19 protein-coding genes and 10 pseudogenes are annotated in these 20,969 nt (G+C 38.4%); 24 read left to right on the forward strand and 5 right to left on the reverse strand.

The genetic code is table 11. The features are described from left to right. Nucleotides 1-215: 215 nt before the first annotated feature. The 17 genes and pseudogenes from NSQ61_RS00905 to NSQ61_RS00980 all read left to right on the forward strand — a co-directional run. On the forward strand, nt 216-578 hold the full coding sequence (locus NSQ61_RS00905) for a YxiJ-like family protein (RefSeq protein WP_044743943.1): 363 nt from the start codon (nt 216-218) through the stop codon (nt 576-578). 142 nt (nt 579-720) lie between these two features. Next, nucleotides 721-771: pseudogene (locus tag NSQ61_RS20175) on the forward strand (hypothetical protein); the annotation flags it as partial. 69 nt (nt 772-840) lie between these two features. Next, a complete protein-coding gene (locus NSQ61_RS00910; protein WP_445659468.1) occupies nt 841-1,272 on the forward strand; it encodes a hypothetical protein in 432 nt (143 codons plus the stop codon). A 61-nt stretch (nt 1,273-1,333) separates the two neighbouring features. Next, entirely contained in the window at nt 1,334-2,263 is a 930-nt protein-coding gene (locus NSQ61_RS00915) for a hypothetical protein (protein ID WP_340805694.1), read from the forward strand. After that, nucleotides 2,260-3,005: pseudogene (locus NSQ61_RS00920) on the forward strand (RHS repeat-associated core domain-containing protein); the annotation flags it as partial. The gene NSQ61_RS00915 and the pseudogene NSQ61_RS00920, both read left to right, overlap by 4 nt. A 19-nt stretch (nt 3,006-3,024) precedes the next feature. Next, nucleotides 3,025-3,444: a YxiG family protein gene (locus NSQ61_RS00925; RefSeq protein ID WP_340805695.1), complete on the forward strand. Its 420-nt coding sequence runs from the start codon at nt 3,025-3,027 to the stop codon at nt 3,442-3,444. Nucleotides 3,445-3,696: 252 nt separating this feature from the next. Continuing rightward, nucleotides 3,697-4,023, forward strand: coding sequence for an IS66 family insertion sequence element accessory protein TnpA (gene tnpA, locus NSQ61_RS00930; RefSeq protein ID WP_327848417.1), 327 nt, complete (start codon nt 3,697-3,699; stop codon nt 4,021-4,023). Further along, nucleotides 4,017-4,373, forward strand: coding sequence for an IS66 family insertion sequence element accessory protein TnpB (gene tnpB / locus NSQ61_RS00935; RefSeq protein ID WP_048622526.1), 357 nt, complete (start codon nt 4,017-4,019; stop codon nt 4,371-4,373). Before tnpA (NSQ61_RS00930) ends, tnpB begins: the two co-directional genes overlap by 7 nt. 64 nt (nt 4,374-4,437) lie before the next feature. Continuing rightward, the gene (tnpC, locus tag NSQ61_RS00940) at nt 4,438-6,015 is read left to right on the forward strand and encodes an IS66 family transposase (RefSeq protein WP_445659444.1); all 1,578 of its coding nucleotides are present in this window, start codon (nt 4,438-4,440) and stop codon (nt 6,013-6,015) included. A gap of 223 nt (nt 6,016-6,238) precedes the next feature. Further along, a pseudogene (locus tag NSQ61_RS00945) lies at nt 6,239-7,398 on the forward strand (RHS repeat domain-containing protein); the annotation flags it as partial. Between the two features lie 4 nt (nt 7,399-7,402). Beyond that, nucleotides 7,403-8,128: an immunity 26/phosphotriesterase HocA family protein gene (locus NSQ61_RS00950; protein ID WP_340805702.1), complete on the forward strand. Its 726-nt coding sequence runs from the start codon at nt 7,403-7,405 to the stop codon at nt 8,126-8,128. A 71-nt stretch (nt 8,129-8,199) separates the two neighbouring features. After that, a pseudogene (locus NSQ61_RS00955) lies at nt 8,200-9,122 on the forward strand (RHS repeat-associated core domain-containing protein); the annotation flags it as partial. After that, a complete protein-coding gene (locus NSQ61_RS00960) occupies nt 9,123-9,359 on the forward strand; it encodes a hypothetical protein (protein ID WP_066246758.1) in 237 nt (78 codons plus the stop codon). It abuts the pseudogene before it with no gap. Nucleotides 9,360-9,452: 93 nt separating this feature from the next. Beyond that, entirely contained in the window at nt 9,453-9,938 is a 486-nt protein-coding gene (locus NSQ61_RS00965) for a hypothetical protein (protein ID WP_340805704.1), read from the forward strand. A gap of 351 nt (nt 9,939-10,289) precedes the next feature. Then, nucleotides 10,290-11,201: pseudogene (locus tag NSQ61_RS00970) on the forward strand (RHS repeat domain-containing protein); the annotation flags it as partial. 19 nt (nt 11,202-11,220) lie between these two features. Continuing rightward, entirely contained in the window at nt 11,221-11,520 is a 300-nt protein-coding gene (locus NSQ61_RS00975) for an Imm8 family immunity protein (RefSeq protein ID WP_327856375.1), read from the forward strand. A gap of 468 nt (nt 11,521-11,988) precedes the next feature. After that, nucleotides 11,989-12,405 (forward strand): annotated as a pseudogene (locus NSQ61_RS00980) (IS1634 family transposase); the annotation flags it as partial. A gap of 349 nt (nt 12,406-12,754) precedes the next feature. Here NSQ61_RS00980 and NSQ61_RS00985 read toward each other — a convergent pair. Continuing rightward, nucleotides 12,755-13,983 (reverse strand): IS3 family transposase gene (locus NSQ61_RS00985; protein ID WP_327856373.1). Its coding sequence is split into 2 segments (ribosomal slippage): nt 12,755-13,695 and nt 13,695-13,983, totalling 1,230 coding nucleotides; the frame shifts between segments, so codons are not numbered across the junction. Nucleotides 13,984-14,062: 79 nt separating this feature from the next. Here NSQ61_RS00985 and NSQ61_RS20180 point away from each other — a divergent pair. Next, a pseudogene (locus NSQ61_RS20180) lies at nt 14,063-14,319 on the forward strand (IS1634 family transposase); the annotation flags it as partial. A 182-nt stretch (nt 14,320-14,501) separates the two neighbouring features. Here the strand turns inward: NSQ61_RS20180 and NSQ61_RS00995 are convergent. The 4 genes and pseudogenes from NSQ61_RS00995 to NSQ61_RS01010 form a co-directional block, all read right to left on the reverse strand. After that, nucleotides 14,502-14,939 carry a hypothetical protein gene (locus NSQ61_RS00995; RefSeq protein ID WP_327856371.1) on the reverse strand — a complete coding sequence of 146 codons (438 nt, stop codon included), beginning with the start codon at nt 14,937-14,939 and terminating at the stop codon, nt 14,502-14,504. 110 nt (nt 14,940-15,049) lie between these two features. Continuing rightward, a complete protein-coding gene (locus NSQ61_RS01000) occupies nt 15,050-15,556 on the reverse strand; it encodes a hypothetical protein (RefSeq protein ID WP_327856370.1) in 507 nt (168 codons plus the stop codon). A gap of 383 nt (nt 15,557-15,939) precedes the next feature. Further along, nucleotides 15,940-16,721: pseudogene (locus tag NSQ61_RS01005) on the reverse strand (transposase); the annotation flags it as partial. Nucleotides 16,722-16,884: 163 nt separating this feature from the next. Further along, nucleotides 16,885-18,024, reverse strand: a pseudogene (locus NSQ61_RS01010) (IS3 family transposase). Between the two features lie 116 nt (nt 18,025-18,140). Between NSQ61_RS01010 and NSQ61_RS01015 the strand changes: the two are divergent. The 6 genes and pseudogenes from NSQ61_RS01015 (at nt 18,141) to NSQ61_RS01035 (ending at nt 20,955) form a co-directional block, all read left to right on the forward strand. Next, entirely contained in the window at nt 18,141-18,407 is a 267-nt protein-coding gene (locus NSQ61_RS01015; protein WP_327856531.1) for a hypothetical protein, read from the forward strand. A gap of 26 nt (nt 18,408-18,433) precedes the next feature. Next, nucleotides 18,434-18,523 carry a hypothetical protein gene (locus NSQ61_RS20185; RefSeq protein WP_420534713.1) on the forward strand — a complete coding sequence of 30 codons (90 nt, stop codon included), beginning with the start codon at nt 18,434-18,436 and terminating at the stop codon, nt 18,521-18,523. 142 nt (nt 18,524-18,665) lie between these two features. Continuing rightward, a complete protein-coding gene (locus NSQ61_RS01020) occupies nt 18,666-19,457 on the forward strand; it encodes a hypothetical protein (protein WP_130158291.1) in 792 nt (263 codons plus the stop codon). Continuing rightward, nucleotides 19,458-19,723, forward strand: a pseudogene (tnpA, locus tag NSQ61_RS01025) (IS200/IS605 family transposase); the annotation flags it as partial. It abuts the gene before it with no gap. A gap of 766 nt (nt 19,724-20,489) precedes the next feature. Beyond that, complete coding sequence (locus tag NSQ61_RS01030) at nt 20,490-20,645, forward strand: hypothetical protein (protein WP_327856530.1); 156 nt, start codon at nt 20,490-20,492, stop codon at nt 20,643-20,645. Continuing rightward, nucleotides 20,632-20,955, forward strand: coding sequence for a hypothetical protein (locus NSQ61_RS01035; RefSeq protein ID WP_311066393.1), 324 nt, complete (start codon nt 20,632-20,634; stop codon nt 20,953-20,955). Before NSQ61_RS01030 ends, NSQ61_RS01035 begins: the two co-directional genes overlap by 14 nt. Nucleotides 20,956-20,969 lie beyond the last annotated feature (14 nt).

A 20,969-nucleotide genomic window follows, 5' to 3' on the forward strand; every position in this document is an offset into this window, starting at 1 on the left:
GCATTCTATCGTTCAAATAAACATTTGCGAGAAGAAGTGACACTATCTACAGGCAAAAAAGGATATAGAATTAAGAAAGGAAAGGTTGGAGGTTATTATACCAAAAGAGGGAAAATAGTGACATTTTGGCATAACGGTTGGAAACTCAAGAAAAAGTAGAAATATGAATATTATCATTTTTAACATAGTTAAAGAGAGAAAGAGGTGAACAATTTATGAAGGTTAATCACGATGTAATATTAGAACTTGAAAAAATGAGTATATTATTAAACAATGATTTTCCCTCAGAAGATATAGAAAGAATTGAAAATACCATTTTTAAAGATAATGATAAATACTGTTTGACAGGGGACTTTGACAGCTTTTGTTCATTAATAAGTGGAAGTTTAAGTTATGTCCTTGCTCATAAAAAGATACCTAGGTATCAAAGAAAATTGTTGTATAAAGATTTTTTTGCTTTGTATCCTTATTACGAACCTTTAAGGAAATATTTAAACAAATTCCCCCATTTTTCCGAAGAATTACAAGTTCACGAAAGGGTTCGGGAATTACTTTTAGAAGTCGTTAAATCATACTAAGGTTTAATATTTCTATACTTTAATTTTTTCATTAATATTTGTTGAAATTTAAAGAATTTGAAAGAGGGTGTCCCAAAAGTGATCATTTTTGGGACACCCTGTTTATTACCTAATCGCCCGTTATTACCATACAGAGCATGGCGTGTTCCTTTCCTTGGATCCAGACCCAGGGGATGCAGATGACATTCTCACGCAGAACGGATATACGTATGCGAACAACAATCCGGTGATGTTGGTCGATCCGGATGGGCATTGGGTGTGGATGGCAGTAGGAGCGTTAATCGGAGGAGTATCGTCGTATAAGTCTGCAAAAAGTAGAGGTCTCAAAGGTTGGAAGTTGTGGGGTTCTGTTGCAATAGGAGCTGGTTTAGGTGCTATCGGTGGAATAGGTTCAGGTGCTTACCGTGCAGCTAAGGTTGCAAGAAATATTTACAATATTACTAAGGGTCCTACATATGTTAGAGGGAGAGCCGCGCACCAAGCATGGACAAAAGCTATGAAAAGAGTTGTTCCTGGAGGCAAATATGATAAACCATTAAGAGGTACTAAAAAACGTCCAGACCTTCAATTTTTTAGAGGAAGGGTTGTCGTTGAGTTAAAACCAAAAGGTTCTTGGAAAAGAAACTATGTAAAAAGGCAACTCAAGAATTATAAGAAAGCCGGCGCATGGATTATAATTAAGGCAAGTTATTAAAGATATTTTGGGACACACACTTAGAGTGTGTCCCTCTTTGATAGTTTTAGGGGTGAAAAATATGAATCAATATGAGGAGACGGTTAGAAATTTAGTTAATAATTTTAATGAGCATAATATAGATATAGTTGCTCAAGATTTAGCTAAGATGGGAAGGGACATAATTACTATCTTACAAAAATACTTTTATAAAGTAGATCCTAATGGCAAGATTGGAATATTAGAAACATTGAAATTATTAAATGACAGTAGTGTAATCCCTTTTCTGAGAGCTATTCTTGAAAATGAGACAGAGATATTTTTTGTTAAAGCTTATGCAGAAAGTGTATTGGATTTTTTAGAGGGTAAAGAAACTCAATTAAAAAGAAAAATTCACAATTTATCTAAAAAAAGCGGCACGGATTTAATCGCAGATATAGCTATGATAGGAACAATTGGCGATTACAATGCTATAAGAGAATTAGACAAAATCAAGACGAATAACAAAGAGGTACTGGAACAAATCAAGGTAGCAAAATTACAAATAATATGTGGACTAGAAGAAATAATTAAGGAGTACAGAAAACCAGATTCCAGTTATTCTCATAAAGCATTAGCAGAGGCTATTTATCATTCATTTGATCATCCAGAAGCATCAAAAGTTATAATAGAAGATCTCTTTAGTGAGGAATTTGAGCGTGTTTTTAGTGCCGTTACTCTACTTGCTTTCGCGGAAAAATTTCCTAAGGATAAAGTTACTAGAGATGTAGTAAATAAGTTCTTTGAAATTTTAACGGGTGATTTTAATACAACACTAAAGGATCATGCCATTCTTGCAATAGGTAGATATGGAAATACTGATGATGCATCAAGACTTAAAAGAATTGTTGAGGAAAAAAAGTATTTAACAAAAAGGAAATTTTGGAAATGGTTAAGTGAAAGTGCACTGTTAGACGATATCAACATCACAATAAAGAAATTGAACGAAAGAAATAGACGATTCACACTCTAAATGAGCAACAAGAAAACATCGTGGCCCGTTACCAATACGATGCGTGGAGGAACCTTCTTTCCCAATCCGGCTCCTTGGCGAAAACCCATATCGCTATGCAGGATACCAATATGACAACGAAACGGGTCTATACTACCTGATCGCCCGATACTATCATCCAACGCATGGCGTGTTCCTATCCCTAGATCCAGATCCGGGGGATGCGGACGATATCCTCACACAAAACGGATATACGTACGCGAACAACAACCCAGTCATGTTGGTCGATCCGAATGGGCATTTTGTGTGGATGGCTATTAATGCGGGATTTGCGGCGTATGATGGGTATAAAGCCTTTAAAAAAGGTGGTTGGAAAGCGGCGGCGATTGCAGTAGGCGTAGGGCTTGTTGGTGGTGCTGCGTTTAAAGGTGCCAAAATTGCATATAGAGCATATAAAGCAGGTAAATTTTCAAGAACTTATAGGCTAGCGAAAAAAGTTGCAAAAAAACATGGAGGTACTTTGGAAAGAGCTAAGGGCAATGGATGGAAAGTATCAATTCCTGATGGAAAGCACTCCTATCGGGTTAGAGTGATGAATGCTGGCTCTGGTAATAGAAAGAAAGCATATTATCGAATAAGTCATTCCAAATATGGTTCATTCGATAGGTATGGCAACAAAAGTAGTGATAGGCTACACACACATATTAATCTTTCAAGGAAATCTTATAAAGAAATAAGCCGTATTTTAAATAAAAAATATTAGAACAGAAAGAAGGAGTAATATGGGGAACGCTGATATACAGAAAATACTTGATAAGCTATGGGGCGCTGAAATTTTAGATACACAAGTAGACTTACTAAATGACATTATAAAATTTAAGATTAAGATTACGGATGATAAGGTTGTAAAATTTCATGAAATAGCTTTTATTGATGTTTCTTCATTTTACTTTGTGAAGGATAGTGAAGGATTTAGATTTAATTTTTATGATAGGGAAAAAGTGGATTTTTTGGAGTTAACCTCCATCCATTATCAAAACGAACCTTTAGGTGAACTACATTTTTGCTTACCAAATGAGGAGGAATGGAGTAAACAATATCATTCTAAAGTAAATATTATAATAGAAATTTGGGATTCAATTTTGTTGATTGAGACAAGAAAAATTTCTTTAGATGGAAAAATAATAAATATAAAAAAATAATTTATTATTTGATTTTGAATTGAGGATGGCTATTTTGTTAGAAGAGCACGAAAAATTTTTTGTTGTACTCTACAAGAGTTAATCATTACTTCAACTTCAGATGGTATTGACAGAATTTTATTAGAAAGAAATTAAAAACTTAAATATGAGAGGGAAATTTATCGTTTAAAAGTAAGCGTCAAATAAAACCCACATTCCGATCATAGGTCATCCGTGTGATAATCTTCTTAGAATGATTCGGGAGGTTTTGCCATGACCCTAAAAGAAAAAAGAATAGAATGGAAAGCACGATATGATGCCTGGAAAGAGAGTGGACAGAGTATAGCGGAGTGGTGCCGGGATCAAGGAATCAAAACTCACCAAATGTACTATTGGGTGAGGCAGTTCTCCCGCGGTGGCAGTTGCACTGAAACGCCTGTCCAGACGCAGTGGCTGGCTGTTCAGGTAGAAGAATCCTTGCCCTCTTCAGGTCAAGGTCCGATCTTTTTACACGTTGATGCGATCTCCGTTGAAGTACGGCCCGGTGCCAATCTGGATCTATTAACCGATGTGATTCGGGTGCTGCAACACCAATGTTGATGAATTCCCCGTTTGAACGTGTCTATCTGGCGCGTGGCAGTACGGATCTTCGCAAATCGATTGACGGACTGGCCGCTATTGTACAGGAATGCTTTGAACTCGATCCCTTCTCTCCGTGCTTATTCGTGTTTTGTAACCGGAAACGGGACAAGTTAAAGATTCTTCAATGGGAACATAACGGCTTCTGGCTTCATTATCGCCGTCTGGAAAAAGGGACGTTCCACTGGCCGTCGGAGAATGATACAGCGCCCATGTCTATCAGTTCACGCCAGCTGCGCTGGCTGCTGGACGGCTTGCCAATCGAACAAAAACAAGCGCATCAGGAAGTGAAGGCACGCATCCTTCTATAAAACAAATAAATAAAAAAAGAATTCGATACTAGGCAAGTTGGATTCTTTTCCGTATACTGGACATATGGAAAAATCAGCGCAGACTTCAAAAGGCACAATTGAATATTACAAAGCGCTCAACGAAAAGCTCCAAATGGAAAAGGAAGAGTTGGAAGCGAAATTAAAATGGTATGAGGAACAATTCCGCCTCAGCCAGCAACGCCGATTCGGAGCTTCCAGCGAGAAGACCCATCCGGACCAGCTCTCCCTTTTCAACGAAGCCGAGTCCACGGCTGATCCAGCTATGGAAGAGCCTACCGTTGAGACGATGACATATAGACGCAAGAAACAACACGGCCAACGCAAACGCATGCTTGAAAACCTGCCTACAGAGACGATCGAATACCGTTTGTCTGATGAGGAACAGGTCTGTTCGTGCTGTGGCGGTGCCATGCATGAAATGAGCACAGAAGTACGCAAGGAATTGAAAGTCATTCCTGCCCAAGTGAAAGTAGTCGAACATGTGCGTCATGTATATAGCTGCCGTCACTGTGAGCGTCATGAACTGAACACACCTATTGTGACAGCGAAGATGCCGGAACCTGTTTTCCCTGGAAGCCTAGCGTCTCCGTCGTCAATGGCTTATACCATGACACAAAAATACATAGAAGGTATGCCCCTGTATCGCCAGGAGAAACAACTGGAACGCTTTGGCGTGTCCATACCTCGGCAAACGCTGGCCAATTGGACAATTTATGGGGCTCAAACTTGGCTTAGCCTCATTTACGATGAGATGCATGAGCACCTCCTACAGAAGGATCGTCTGCATGCGGATGAGACAACCTTGCAGGTCCTGTCTGAACCGGACCGGCCAGCGACATCGACTTCCTACATATGGCTTTATCGTACCGGTCGCGGGGATACACCAATCGTCTTATACGATTACCAGCAAACCCGTGCAGGCAAGCACCCACGCCGTTTTTTGGACGGCTTCCGGGGATATTTGCATGTGGACGGGTATGCGGGTTATAACGTCCTCCCCGATGTGAAATTGGTCGGGTGCTGGGCCCATGCCCGCCGCAAATTCACAGAAGCCCTGCAGGCACTGCCTGAATCGGCGAGCACTTCCACCGTCAAAGCAAAGGAAGGTCTGGCCTATTGCAATAAACTTTTTGAAATTGAGCGCAAGCTTAAAGATGCAAGTCCAGAGGAGCGCTATCAAGCACGGCTGGAGCACAGCAAACCCGTGCTTGAGGCTTTTTTGTCATGGCTTAAAGAGCAAATGCCGCGCGTACTGCCAAAAAGCGCACTTGGCAAAGCGATCAAGTATTGTCGTAACCAATGGGAGCGGTTGGAGGCATTTTTAGAGGACGGCCGTTTGGAGATCGATAATAATCGCGGGGAACGGTCAATTAAACCTTTTGTGATCGGTCGCAAAAACTGGCTCTTCAGTAATACATCAAAAGGAGCAAGGTCTAGTGCGATCATCTATAGTGTTGTGGAGACAGCCAAGGAAAACGAGTTGGATCCATTCAACTACCTTAGCTATCTGTTTCAAGAGCTTCCCAATATAGATACGACAGATAAAACAAAATTAGCTGAATTCCTGCCATGGTCACCGACGCTTCCGCAGGAATGCTGTGTTCCTAAAAAATCTAAATAAAGCATACATGAAATCCCCATCTGAATACAGGTGGGGATTACTTTACGCTTACGTTTAAAAGGGGGAATCACCCCCTTTTTTTATAGTTAAATTTTTGAGGATTATTTATAAACATCGTTTAGCCTAATTTTAGCTAGATTAACCTTTGAAGACATAGGTTCGTTTAAACAGCCTTTAGTTACAATGAACAACAACTATACTTATGACGGATTTAATTAGTTGAAAGAAAGTTGCGAAAACAAAGGATGGACAGTCGACGACGACAAATGCCGATTATAACGGGCCAATCAGCTTATTCGGTTTGGCAGCGAAACGATGAGGTACGATGCCAACTGCAACCGATTGGAAGACGGCCAGTATCGATATGAATGGAACGAAGCCGATCAATTGGTTTCCGTTACAAGAAAAGGAGAAAGCACGCCGTTTGTCACCTACAAATACGATGAAGATGGCCGGCGCATTCAAAAGAAAGTAAATGGGGTTGTGACCAACTACCATTATCAAGGCGACAGCCACAACGTTCTGTATGAAACCGATGCAAGCGGAAATGTGGTAAGATCGTATATATACGGGGAAAACGGCCAGCTCTTGGCGATGAAAAAAGGTAGTGCCACCTACTTTTACCACTATAACGCCCATGGCGATGTCATTGCTTTGACGGATGCCCAAGGAAACATTGCCGCGCGCTATCAATACGATACATGGGGCAAGATTCTTTCCCAATCGGGGGATATGGCAGCGGAAAACCCATATCGATATGCAGGATACCAATATGACAACGAAACGGGTCTATACTACTTGATCGCCCGTTACTATCATCCAACGCATGGCGTGTTCCTATCTTTAGATCCCGACCCGGGGGATGACGATGACATACTCACGCAAAACGGGTATACGTATGCGAGCAACAATCCAGTGATGCTGGTGGATCCGGATGGGCACTTTGTTTGGATGGCCATCAATGCAGGGTTTGCGGTTTATGACGGGTATAAGGCGTACAAGTCAGGAAAAGGATGGAAAGGTGTCGCAACTGCTGCAGCTATTGGTTTTGTTGGTGGAGGAAGACTCAAAGCGGCAAAACACTCTGTTTATGTCTTAAAGAAAGGAAATGTAGTAAAATATGTCGGAAGAACTAAAAATATTAAGAAGAGAAGATATGTCCATAGTAAAAACCATTCTAATTTAGATTTTGAAGAAGTTGCTAGCAATCTGACCTGGGGACAAGCGCGTGGATTAGAACACCGCCTATATTTGAAACACGGTGGAAAAAGTAAGCTTAGAAACAAGATAAGACCTATTAGTAAAAGAAATAAAAAGTATAGAAAATATATGAGCGAATCTAGAAGGATTTATAAAGAAGTAATAAGAAGATATGGTTGGTGATTGTATGTCACTCTGGGAAAGCATAAAGAACAAGGAAACAATTATTTTAAGTGATGATGCAATCGATTTGTTAAGTGATACGCTATTAGAAATCAAAAAAATTTATGAAGAAGATTTAGAAAGAAAACCAACGGTGGCTGAATTAGAAGCATTGATTATGGAGGCTATACAACTTGATTCAAATATAGCCGAACAATTGGAGGAAATGGAAATCTCCGATGTAAAATTTAAGTTGAAAAAGAGAAAAAAGGTTCCTAACATTGAACCAGGCATTGTATTTGCAATCCCGCTTAAAGAAATTGAAAAATATGCTTATGGTTTAGTAGTAAAAGGAGAAGGTCTAAAGGATGACATTTATATACAATATTTTGATATCTTCACTAATGAAATATTAGATATAAAAAACTTTAGTAATCAATTTGAAAAACTTTCTGTTCTATATACTATTAACAGTGGAATATATGGAATCGTTAATAAAGAATGGAAAATTATTGGGAAATTGTCTAAAGGAAAATTCAATCCTGAAGAATATGAGTTACCTGATTTTGTGTTTTACAATGGCAAGGAATATTTTGTGAGTCGAGGGGATGCGAATACACCAATAGCAGAATTAGAGCCTATTTCTAAAGAGGAAGGGGAAAAAATAAAAAATCCAATTGGTCTGATTGGTAGTAATAATATAGTGGAAATGCTTGTAAAATCTTACTATGAAAAGCAAACGAGAAAATAGTAATTAGCTTCTTTAAGGTTATCCCATGATTTAAGGGATAACCTTTTTTATTATACAGTGAAGATAGTTAACGAATTCAAAAGAACATTAATAGCGTAATTACAAACTACCATTACCAAGGCGACAGCTTGAATGTTCTGTACGAAACGGATGCGAGCGGAAATGTGGTAAGATCGTATATATACGGAGAAAACGGCCAGCTCTTGGCGATGAAAAAAGGTAGTGCCACCTACTTTTACCACTATAACGCCCATGGCGATGCATTGCTTTGACGGATGCCCAAGGAAACCTTGCCGCTCGCTATCAATACGATACGTGGGGAAATATTCTTTCCCAATCGGGGGATATGGCAGCGGAAAACCCATATCGCTACGCCGGATACCAATATGACGAAGAGACTGGACTCTACTACTTGATCGCCCGATACTACCATCCAACTCATGGCGTGTTCTTATCCATGGACCTTGATCCAGGAGATTCGGACGATATCTTGACGCAAAACGGCTATACGTATGCGAACAACAATCCGGTGATGTTGGTGGATCCGGATGGGCATTGGGTGTGGATGGCGATTAATGCGGGATTTGCGGCGTATGATGGGTATAAGGCCTTTAAAAAAGGCGGTTGGAAAGCGGCGGCGATTGCCGTTGGCGTAGGGCTTGTTGGTGGTGCGGCGTTTAAAGGTGCCAAAATTGCGTATAGGGTGTATAAAGCTAGACGGGCTCTAAATTTTGCTAAAGTTACTAGAAAGGCTGTAGCTGGAAAAATAACAGGATATACTAAACATGGTTTAGCACAGGCTATGCAAAGAGATGGTGGTAGAGGAGTGGCTCCTAAAGCTATTCTAGATGCAACTAGAAACCCAAAGAAAGTGGTTCAACAGTCGAGAGGAAGAACGAAATATGTGGGTAAGAATGCGGTTGTAGTTCTAAATAAGAACGGAAAAATAATTACTACTTACGCAAAGGGCTCAAAAGGTATAAGGAGGAAGTAAATGTTAAAGCTAAGCGCAGATATGTTACTTTTATTAAGAGAATGCTTGGAATCCCGTAGACCCGACCTTCTGTGGGTTTTAAATAATGAAATTAATATAAATGAAACTTTAGGTAACGAATTGAGAGATATTGTAAATGAAGAGTTTTTGGAAAAAGGATTAAATGATGATGAACCAAATGAGCTGGGGATAAAATTAGAGAGATTAATAGATGAAATTGGAAGGTGTTTTATGTAAGTATGTCTGTTTAAAAGGTGAAATTTCTCAGATTTACGATTTATAGTCCCAATGGTAAAAAGATACTTTAAAAATAAGGTTAGGGGCGAAATAATGGAATATAAAAATAAATTTATTGATAATATGAGGGAATTTGAGAATCTCAAAAATCTTATAAATACAATTTTTATTTCTAATAGTTCTTTACCAAACCAAGTATTTCATAAAGAGTTTACAAATTACTTGTTTAAAGAATTTGATTTCATTATGACAGACGAATTCTGGAGTGGAATCAGGGAATTAGCTAATAAAACAAATGATGATTTTATCATAATGGCTGTACTTGATCCTGATCCAATAACCTATTATTTTAAAGAGTTCGGTTATTTTAATTGGGTTAAGTTAGAAATAAGTATTACCCCTGATCAATACTTGGATATTTTGAATTTCAGTCCAGAAGATAGTTCAGCCGACTCCATATTTGTTAATTCCTATACTGTAGTATGGGCTTCTCCTTCAATGAAGTGGGGAATATGGGCAGAAAGAGAAAAAGAGGTTTGCGTTATTGCATTCAGTGAAAAATGTATAAGGACTCCTTAAATCCGATATTAAATAATTGGAGACCAATTGATAATGAGGTTACTGATTGGATTGGCCTTAATTATAAAAACTTCACTATTCCAAAAGACGTTAAAGACAAACTATTTTTAAATTATAAAAGTGGTTATTAAGTATTGTGAAAAGAGTTATTATAGAGTTATTATCTTAATATTGCCTTAAGAGAATTATTCTCTTAAGGCTTTTTACATGGGCGGAGTACCGGATAAACCGATTGTTACAACCAAAAAACATTATCCCCGAAACCCCTGCAATGATAATTTTTTGAGTTATCTTGTACGCACAAAATAAGTCTGAAAAAGATCCCTATGTTTAACTATACACAACTGAAAAATCACTAACTATCACCATTACCAAGTCGACAGCCTCAATGTCTTGTATGAAACCGATGCGAGCGGAACGGTGGTACAATCGTATGTATACGGAGAAAACGGGCAGCTGTTGGCGATGAAAAAAGGTAGTGCCACCTACTTTTACCACTATAACGCGCATGACGATGTCATCGCCTTAACCAATGCCCAAGGAAACATTGCCGCGCGCTATCAATACGATACATGGGGCAAGATTCTTTCCCAATCAGGTGGGATGGCAGAAGAAAACCCGTATCGCTATGCCGGATACCAATATGATGAAGAGACCGGGCTATACTACTTGATCGCCCGTTACTATCATCCAACTCATGGCGTGTTCTTGTCGTTAGATCCAGATCTAGGAGATTCAGACGATATCCTGACACAAAACGGCTATACGTATGCGAACAACAACCCAGTCATGTTGGTGGATCCGGATGGGCATTTTGTGTGGATGGCGATTAATGCGGGATTTGCGGCGTATGATGGGTATAAGGCCTTTAAAAAAGGCGGTTGGAAAGCGGCGGCGATTGCAGTAGGCGTAGGGCTTGTTGGTGGTGCTGCTTTTAAAGCGTATAGAATTTATAAAGCAAAAGAAACAGCCAAGATTATGAAGATTTTACTGGCGGCTAAGCATGGAAAAGGTAACACTACTATAGAAGTAGGTAGAGTAAGTAAGAGACTAGCAAAAAAGGCTGGGAAAGCATGGGGTGGACCAGGGGCTAAGCCACTTTACAAAAATGGTAAATGGATAGGATATAGAAGTAAAGATAAATCTAAAGTATTTAGAATGCAGTATAAGAAAACAAGAAGGGTATATCAAGCGAATTTTGAGGAATTTTATAAGAGTCCTATCAACAAAAAGACATATAAGTTACGAAATGCACACCTTTAGCATGGAGGGAGCCATATAAATGATAATTCCTGAATTATTTTGTTTAACGATAATGGATGAAGACTGGGGAGAGGAGGTTGATGATTTTTGGATAGAAATTGAAGCGGATATTGGTATCAAGGGGGACTCAGATTCTGCTGAAGTATTTACTATTTATGTTACAAGTCCAAAAAGGTTAGGGGATATGGTGGAAAAGTCAGGATTGGAGATAGCTAGAGGATTGTTTATAATGAAAGACTTTAATATAAAAAGTGTAGAGAATCGTCTCAAAAAATACTTGCCCATTGTTCAAGAAAAACGTGGAACGAAACAGCTTTAGTATTAGTCGGTACGCTATTTGGGAGTATGAAAACTAAAACGAAGTATAATTGGGAATTTTTTAGATATACAAATCCAATCTATTTTCCTAATATGTCGTCTTGTTAACGTAGGGGTACTTTAAAGATAGAATTTTTCAAACCCATCTTGACAAAAACACAGAATATTGATGAAGCCTTTTTATGAAAAATTTTTGTTTAGAGCTCACGATGTTTTTTGCAAAATAAAAGTGCAGAGAATTGCAAAATCCTTATGCAGTGATATGCAATGGGGCTTTACATGGAGGAGGAGCCATGATAACCTTTTTTGGTTTTGCCAAAACTGTTGAAGCTGGCGCTTGGCTAAAGAATCATGGGTATAGAGGATCCATGTCAAGCCCTTGATGGATAGATCACATATATGTATATTTATTCAAAATTTTGATAAAGATATACTGCAACACTCTGTATTTTTTTCTTGCAGAAAACACCGTGGGCCATATGAGAAGGTTCTCCCGAATCTAAAAGTGAAGTCAAAGAAAATCGATGGCGAAACGTATGTACTCTGTTACAATCCGGACGCTGAAGAACGTGATCAAGCGAGTCGTCAAGTCGTGTTAGAAAACCTTCAATCGAAGCTTGATGAACTCGGTCCATCTGGACTCGTCAAAAACCGTGCGTATTCCAAGTTTTTAACGATAGAAAAAGCATCGGCCAAAATTGATGAAGAGAAGGTATCCAATGACGAAAAGTTTGACGGAAAGTACGCCATTCGTACCAACTCGTCATTAACGGATGGAGAGGCAGCACTTGCCTATAAAGAATGGTGGAGAGTGGAACAATTCTTTCGTAACCTGAAGTCGAATCTAGAACTTCGCCCGATGTACCATCGAGTGGAATCTCGTATTCCGGATTAACCCCCGAGTTTTGGACATAGTTACTCTTAGTCTATCTTTTTCTTAAAATAGCTCTCTTTTTCTTGATTATGAACCCTACGCTTCTTGTCCGCCACCATTGACCTTGCTTTTGTCCGTGTTGGGGGATCGGCGCAAGATCGCTAAAAAAACAGCCTTTAGGGCTCTTCATGCGCCCAATGCTAACACGGACAAACCGATTCTAAGTATTCGCTGGTGGGCCCCGACCCCTTCCATCGCCTCCTCACAATCGGGCGCTGCGGTCAATGGCAAGCAGCTGCGCTGTGGCTCTTTTCGCAGCCGGACAAGGGATTCCTGTCGGCCCTGACTCCTCATGAATCGATCATACGCGAACCTCTTCGATTTCCAATTTATTTTGCTTGTTTTGTTCGTAAAACTCCTGAGGTGACAGGTCCAAAATACTTGAATGCATCCGTCTTTCGTTGTAGAAGACCATAAAATCCGTGACGGCTTCATAGGCCTTCGCGTAGGTTTCAAACTGCCACCTTGAAAGGCAATCATCTTCAAAGATTCGATGAAAAGATTCAATATGGGCATTCATATTCGGTGTTCTCGGCGGAATCCTTTCATGTTCGATCTGGTATTTTTCGCAAAATTCCTCAAAAGTATGGGAAACAAACTGTGGCCCATTGTCTGTTCGAATCACTGGTTTGATCTCTGCGCTGAATTGTTGCCGTCTTAACAATGCCTGTTGAAGTGCTTGGACGGCATCTTTGGCTGTACAGCTGAATCCGTTGTGATAGGCGACAATTCCACGGTCATATACATCGATGATGGACATGACGAAGAAAAACCGGTCTTCCCCTTCGATGTAGCCGTATTTGATATCCGCTTCCCATAGCTGGTTTGAGTCTGTTACCGTACGGTTTCGTGCCAGCTTCCTAGGGGGTTGGGCCTTCTTTTTGCGCTGCGGCCGTAGAATACCCAGCTCTTTGCACAGACGGTTGACTTTCTTCTTGTTGAGGACAAGGTTATATTCGCGGCGAAGCCTCTTGGTCAGCTTGCGGTAGCCATAGTTGAAGCCATCGCCAGCAATTTCCTCCAGCAGGAATTCTTTGATTTGTTCGTCTGATACTTTTCGCCCGTCTTCTGCGAAGGAATAACCTGGTGCCGGACGCCCCTCACTCACTTTTTTCTCTTCCACGCGGTAGCTCTTTTGATAATAGTAGGTGGAACGAGCAATCCCTATAATCTTTAGCACCTTGGAAATGGAATAGCCTTTTTGGATCCAGTTGTCGGCTACTTCAATTTTTTCAGCAAGTGAGGGTTTTTCTTTTTTATCATGTCGCGTAAAATCGCGATTTCAAGGTCTTTTTCACCAAGCAATATTTTGAGCTTTTCATTTTCCTTGGATATTTCTTTCGGGTCAAGGTCCGGCAAAACAGTGACATCAACATCACCATATTTACCATCTTTATATTCCCGAACCCAACGGGATACCCTGTTGGAATTCAGTTCATAACGGCGGGCAACAAGGCTGTTATTGCCTGTCTCCTGTGCCTCTTTGATGACTTGTAATTTAAACTCCTTGGAGTGTTTGGTTCGTGTCATGTTGTTTAGCCTCCTTGGTACATTAAGCAGTATATTATTTTTTACTCTTATTGTCCAAGTTCATTTAGGGGCTAAATAGATTCGAGGCCATATCATGGTTTGTTTCCTTGCGCTTGTCATGGAATCCTTTTTGGCCTATAAGCTAAAAGAAATAGGATGCCAAACAAGTGTAAAGGTATTTTGCATGATGTAAGCCAGATGAAGGCCTCGAAAATACGCGTGAATGGTGAAGAGCAAATCGTTCGTACAGAATTACAAGGTCAAGCAAATCTAGCATTTGAAGCACTTGTCACACAAGCGCCTCCTAGAGTATTAGAAAAAGACACGTGCCACTAACAAGTGTAGTGGTACGTGTTGTGGGTAAAGTCCAAAACACCAGTATTTTCGGGCTTTTTTTTAGTGTACTCTGTCAAACTTGAGTTAAACGCTAAGGAATTTAATCGATAAAAAACTTCTTGCATTAATGTAAGAAGCCTCCATTTTTTGTGTACTTGGAAAAATAAGTAAAGTAAAGTTGTCTAATTCCAATCTTTTTTTGTTATTATAAGATATTCTCTGTCCTCTATATTTAATTGCAAAGGTGAAATTAAATCCTTTAATTTTAACTCTGTATATTTTAATACAGGATCATTTTCTTCCCCGTACCATGTGGTATAAAGTTCCATATAAAAGGAGTGCTTAATTGCTTCTGTGATATAGTCAAAGAGTAATTTTAAGCATTTTATATCGGTATCAGAACCATTTTTAAATTGCCCTCCTTCAGGAGTGATGGTAACACAATAAGGGTTTTTGAGATGAACAGGCCTTTCAGCTTTTTTTATTTTTTTTACAATAATAGCTGTAAAATCCAAATCCGACCCAAAAAAATTAATGTTTTTCGTTACTTGTTTTTCTTTTCTACCGAATGTACCAGTAGGTAAAGGGTATTTCGATGAAAGAAAATACCGTTGAGTCATAAGTTCATTCCTTTCGAAATTAGGAGTATATACCATTTATATCTAAAAAATCAAGTTGTATACTGTTAAAATCAAAAACGCAACTAATTAAAGTTGCGTTTTTAATTTAATTAATTAATGTACCCTCCACGAACTAATGCTCTAAGGAAATATTCATATTCCTCATTTCCAAGAACGCAGTCCTCTTCATTAATACCTTTAAAAATGATGAATTCATTGAGTATTTGATTGGAACTACCTTGAATGGTAAAGTTACTTATAAATTTTTGATCATCCGATTCAATTATGATGTTAATAGCAGTTTCATCTTTTATGATTTGATTTTTTTCTTCTTGGCTAAGCTTTTGGTCATTTAATATTTGCTTTTTAATATAGTCTCTTTCTTTCTTTTCCTCCTGAGACAATATATTGTTCAACACTTCCTCATCGTCAATCGTATAACAATACACGATGTTTTGACGATTTACAAAGGGATCCGAGTTTAAGTCTTGAAAATCCTCTTGATCTCTTTTTTTAGCTTGATATTTCTTTTCTAATATATTGCTTACTTCATCTATGGAATACTTATACGGCAATCCCGATTCTATAAACCTTTGATGGATTTCCTTAAAATTCATATAAACTGTCACTCCCTCTATAAACTTTAATTTTCTTCAGAATTCTCACGTTTTCTTTAAATTTCACTAACTTCCATAGCTTCTTCACCTCATGTTAGTGGATATTAATTCAATATATTTACATGGTAGTGTCCGTCTTATCGAACAGATTTACAATATCTGTAATATACTGTATGACCGTGCTAGAAGTCTCCACACTTCTCATGGTCGCTACTCTCCCATGTATCACTGGATGATAAGTTCCATACATTCCTTTGTCCTGCGTATCCATGAGGTGGAAGTTGGATATGCTCCTATACAGGGTCAGGCCCGAATGGTGAAAATATACTCAAACTCTGCACTATTGGTGTTTGTCAGAATCATAAGTCGTTAGATAAAGGTTTTTAAGCAACCTGTAATGCGTTTAATTGAGGTAATCTTTGTAATAGCTTTGATCCATCAAACTCACACTGTTTCTTTCCTATGGCAAATAACACGCGTAATAGTTTACAACACAAGGCAATCAGTGACTGTTGTTTCTTTAATGGCCTGTCTGGTCGATTGGTATAGTAATGGTACAAGGATTTCAACACAGGATTATGGGCAACCAGTGGGCGAATGGCTAGGTATAATGCTTTTCGCAGCGATGGCGACCTCTTTTCGTTATTTTCGTCTGCCCTTTATACTTGCCCGAACTGTGTTCTTTTAACGAAAGCCCTGCCAGATTGACTAATTGTTGCGGATGATTGTACTTGGTCAAATCCCCTACTTCCGCAAAGAACAAAGCGATGGTCGTATGACTGAGTCCCGGGATATTCGTCATTTGCTTCGCACCTAGTATGCTTTCAACCATGCCTTCTAGTTCCTCGTCTAATTGGGCTAACTGTGTCTTGTAAAGTTGATATTGATCCAATAGACAATCCAATTCTCTTTTAGCGAACTGGATTCCGACCTCAATCCCAACGCTCTTGTTCGCTGCCTCTACGAGTCTGGTTGCTCTTTTAATCCCAACTCCACGCTGTACATGCGGTTTCCATTTTTGTAGTACTTCTTCTGGTGTCAACTTTTGAATATCAGAAGGAAATGGAAACATACACAAGGTATGAAAGGCGGCTTTCCCTTTCCAATCTCCAAACACATCGAAAAACTCTGGAAAATAACGTTGAATGACGTTTTCAATCCGCCCTGCAATCTGATATTAGGTCAATAAAGTAGACACAAAAATTTATAGATTTTTTTTCGCAGCTACCGCGCTATCGCTTGGTGGCCTTTTAAAAATAATTACGACGTTGTCCTAATTATTTTTAAAAGGTAAATTTTCGGGTCTAACTATTCTATTAATATGTTCATTAAGCTCCCTTTTTATAGTACATACGTTCGTATTCAGATGGCGAAAAATACTCTGTTGCGGAGTGAATACGTTTATTATTGTAAAATATTTCTATATACTCAAATATGCTCTTTTTTGCTTCCTCCCTTGTTTTATAACGAGTCTGATAGATTAGTTCTTTTTTTATAACCCCATGAAATGATTCAATACAAGCGTTGTCATAACAATTTCCTTTGCGGCTCATGCTACATTTCATTCCGTATTCCATTAGCTTAGCTTGATAGTCATTTGAAGCATATTGACTCCCTCGATCAGAGTGATGGAGGATAGAACCTTGTGGTTGTTGACGCTGATAGGCTTGCTTTAAAGCACTTAACACTAGCTCCTTTTTCATTGAACACTCTATATGCCAGCCGACTATTCATAATACTAGCTAGATAAAGCCAACCTTCATCCGTTGGAATGTATGTGATATCAGCTACCCATACTTCATTTGGTTTCGTAACAGTAAAATGTTGGTTTAAGACATTTTCGTGGACCGGATGGTTATGTTTTGAGTTAGTGGTAGCCTTATGCTTTTTCACGGTACGAGACTTCATTCCCTCTTTGTTCATTATGCGGGAAACCGTCTTCTGTGAAACCTTAATGCCTTCATGATTAAGCTTTTTGTCAACCTTTGGACTCCCATACAGTTGGCGAGATTCGATATACACACGACGCACTTCCTGCGTCAATTCTTCTCGACGCTCTTGTCTAGCACTTTTGGGACGATCACGCCATTTATAATAACCGCTTCGAGAAACTTTCAATACTTCGCACATCTTCTCCAATCGGTAATCGAAGCGATGCTCATGGATAAATGAATATTTTACCGATGGTCTTTCGCGAAGAAGTGCATCGCCTTTTTTAAGATGGAGTTTTCCTCCTCCAGATCCCGAATACGTTTCTTCAGTTCACGAACTTCGTGGTCTTCGGATCGAAAAGTTTGGGTTTCTGTTATTTCAGGTTCTTGCTTATATTTTTTCATCCAGCCGTGAAGAGTATTTTCGTTAATTTTGAGCTCACGAGCCACTTGTGCAACGGATTTCGCTTCCTCCAAAATATAACGAACAGTTTGACGCTTAAAGTCTTCCTCGTACCGCCTTTGTTTTTTTGTCATGTAGACACCTCATTTTTCAGTCTATTATTACTATAATAATCTGTGTCTACTTTTTAGTCTAACATCACTACTTGATCGCCCGATACTACCATCCAACTCATGGCGTGTTCTTGTCCATGGACCCTGATCTGGGAGATTCGGACGATATCTTGACGCAGAACGGCTATACGTATGCAAACAACAACCCGGTGATGCTGGTCGATCCGGATGGGCATTATGCTCATATTGTTATTATAGCTGGAATGGGGGCTTATAGAGCTTATAAGATTTATAAGGTCTACAAGAAGTATAAAAAAATTTCAAAAAAATATCATTCGAATCGTAAAAGAAATTCTGCGATACATCATGGATATGAAATTTATGATAAAAAACTAATAAAGTAGTTAAAGTTGGTATTAGTAGTGGAAGGATTTCTAAAAAGGGAAAATCATATCGCGCTGAAAGACAAGTTAGAAAGTGGAATAGGCAATACAGGAAGATCGGTATGCTTCACGAATAGTAAAAACTAACATACGTGGTAGGTATAATGCACTGAGATGGAAAAAAAGGCATAAGGAATACATTAATAGAATCCAGCCTAACAACAAATTATCACCTCCATTTCACTATCGTCCATAAATTTAATAAAAGGAAGTGAAAAAATGACTGTTATAAGGGATATTCAACTTTCTATTCCAAGTGATATAAACTATTTTGATCATACTGTAATAGTTGACTATGATACTGGTGAGACAAGCCCCTTTACCGATTATAGGCAAAGCAAGTCCGCCATCTTTCATTATGAAACAAGATGTATTACATCACTTTATACTCGTCTTTTGCCCGAAATTCATACAGATGGGGAAAAGGGGGTTATCATTCAATGCGTACCGGATCTATCTAAATTAAGCGAGAAAGAAATTGAAATGGAAATGGTACCCGATTTTATTACTGTTTATGTTGAAATGGATTATAATCAATACTTCTCTCTTACGGATGACTTGGAAAAAAAGAAAATGGTATTAGAAGTGTTACAAGAGGGTATGGAAAAACTTGCTGATGAGCGAGGATGGGATAAGCAAATTTTTCGTGAAATATACAACAAGATAAAAGAATTAAATTACAAAAATACATTTATCTATAAGAAAAAGAGCAGCCCTAATCGTAGATATATATGTAGCATTATATGTGAACACGAAGTCTCTTATGTAGATATATATTTAGAAATAAAACGTCAAAAAGGAAATAAGGTTTTAAAAAAAGAAAGATTGGTAAGAGTAGACAGACCACACGAATCTTTTTATTGGAGATATTTAGGGGATTTAACATGGACACTAAATCATAAGGTAACATTTACCGATCATTTACATCATTTTGGGTGGGTTGTAACTTTTTTAGAAAAAGAAACGCAGCTTATATGGAAAGTAAATAAAGTTTCGTATCTTTCTTCATAAATTCATATGTTAGTAAATATCCCGCCAAAAATGAATGTTTCCTCGTTTGTGGGATATTTAAAAGAGAAAAGCAGTTTAATGATATTTGATAGACATGTACATTTAAAATATCGGTATGGCAACAGAAAATTTTGGTGCAGAGGTTTTTATGTGGATGTGGTAGGAAGAAATAAGAAAGTAATTGAAGAATATATACGGAATCAAATACAGGATGATATAGTTACAGATCAAATAAGATAGATCCGTTCACGGGGAAAGAGATAAAAAGTAACCATTTGAGGGTTGCCGGAAGAGAAGTGCAGTTGGCGAACCTTTCATACTCTTTTAGGGGCTGTCCAGAAAGTCAAAATCCATTGAAAACGAAACATCATAAAATCAACATTTCTAAAACATTAAAGGGACGTCTATAAGCCGGAAAATCGACTTATTAGACAGCCCCGACATGAGCGAGGCATTAAACGATTTTGGGTCATCGTACAATTTACGTATATCTATTGCATGACAGAATATTTAAGTGATTTTTCAACCGGTCTTGCGAGTGTGAGATCGAGAAAAATTCACAATCTCATTGAGTTTATTTATTACGAAGCTCAACGAGGAGTGCCACTAGATTCCATTAAACACCAGTTACGAGTGGCATAAGGGTATCTTTGTTTACTTTTTGAAGATGGTAATAAATGTAATGGAATTCACTCATCTACAGTTAAATACTAACAGTGCATGTCCAATACATGTGCAAGAATAACCTTCATCCATAGCATTCCACCCTCTTTGGGAGTGGGTTTTTTAATAAAGAAAAGCTTGTCAAATTTTATTTTAATTGTAAAATACTAGTTATATAGGTAATTGTATGAAAATTAAAAATATTTGTTTGGTTTCATTGCACTTTTTTGTCCTTATTTTTATACGAGTTTTCCAGTAAATGCACAAAGTAATCTTCAGACAATTATCATCGCCTGTATATATGACGAATTGCCCTGTGATTTAATTGAAGATTTAGAAACAGTTCCGACTGCGGAGAAGGGGGAAGAGGTGATCTCTCGGCAAGATGGATTTGAAGTGAAAATTGACATAGACGATCAAGAAGCGGGCTCGGAGCTATCGGTTTCTGTCGATGCCCCAAACTTAGAGAATGATGGAACACTTTTGTTTGTGAGAAGGAGTGTAGATGATTATGAATGTTATTGAACCAAGTGTTTATGAACCTACATATATATCCATCTTGTTGATCTTACTCGGTTTAGGTTATTTATTTTTAATAGGATTAGCTATTTCCAAATATCAATTTAAGATTTCCGGTAAAATTTTTTTGGTAATATCCATTGTAATTTATTTATTGGTCGGAGCTTATATGGTAGGAACAGGATATTATATCGATGAGGAGGCACCTGATGCGCTTGTTTTTCATAAATTTGGCTTTTTGGAATTAATCATCCTGTCCTATGCGTACATTTTTTTAGGACTTGCAGTAGGGTTTGGGAAAAGGAAAGAGAATTGAAATTGGAAATCCCC

The sequence above is a fragment of the Aeribacillus sp. FSL K6-1121 genome (genome assembly GCF_038003725.1).
GTDB lineage: Bacteria > Bacillota > Bacilli > Bacillales > Aeribacillaceae > Aeribacillus > Aeribacillus composti.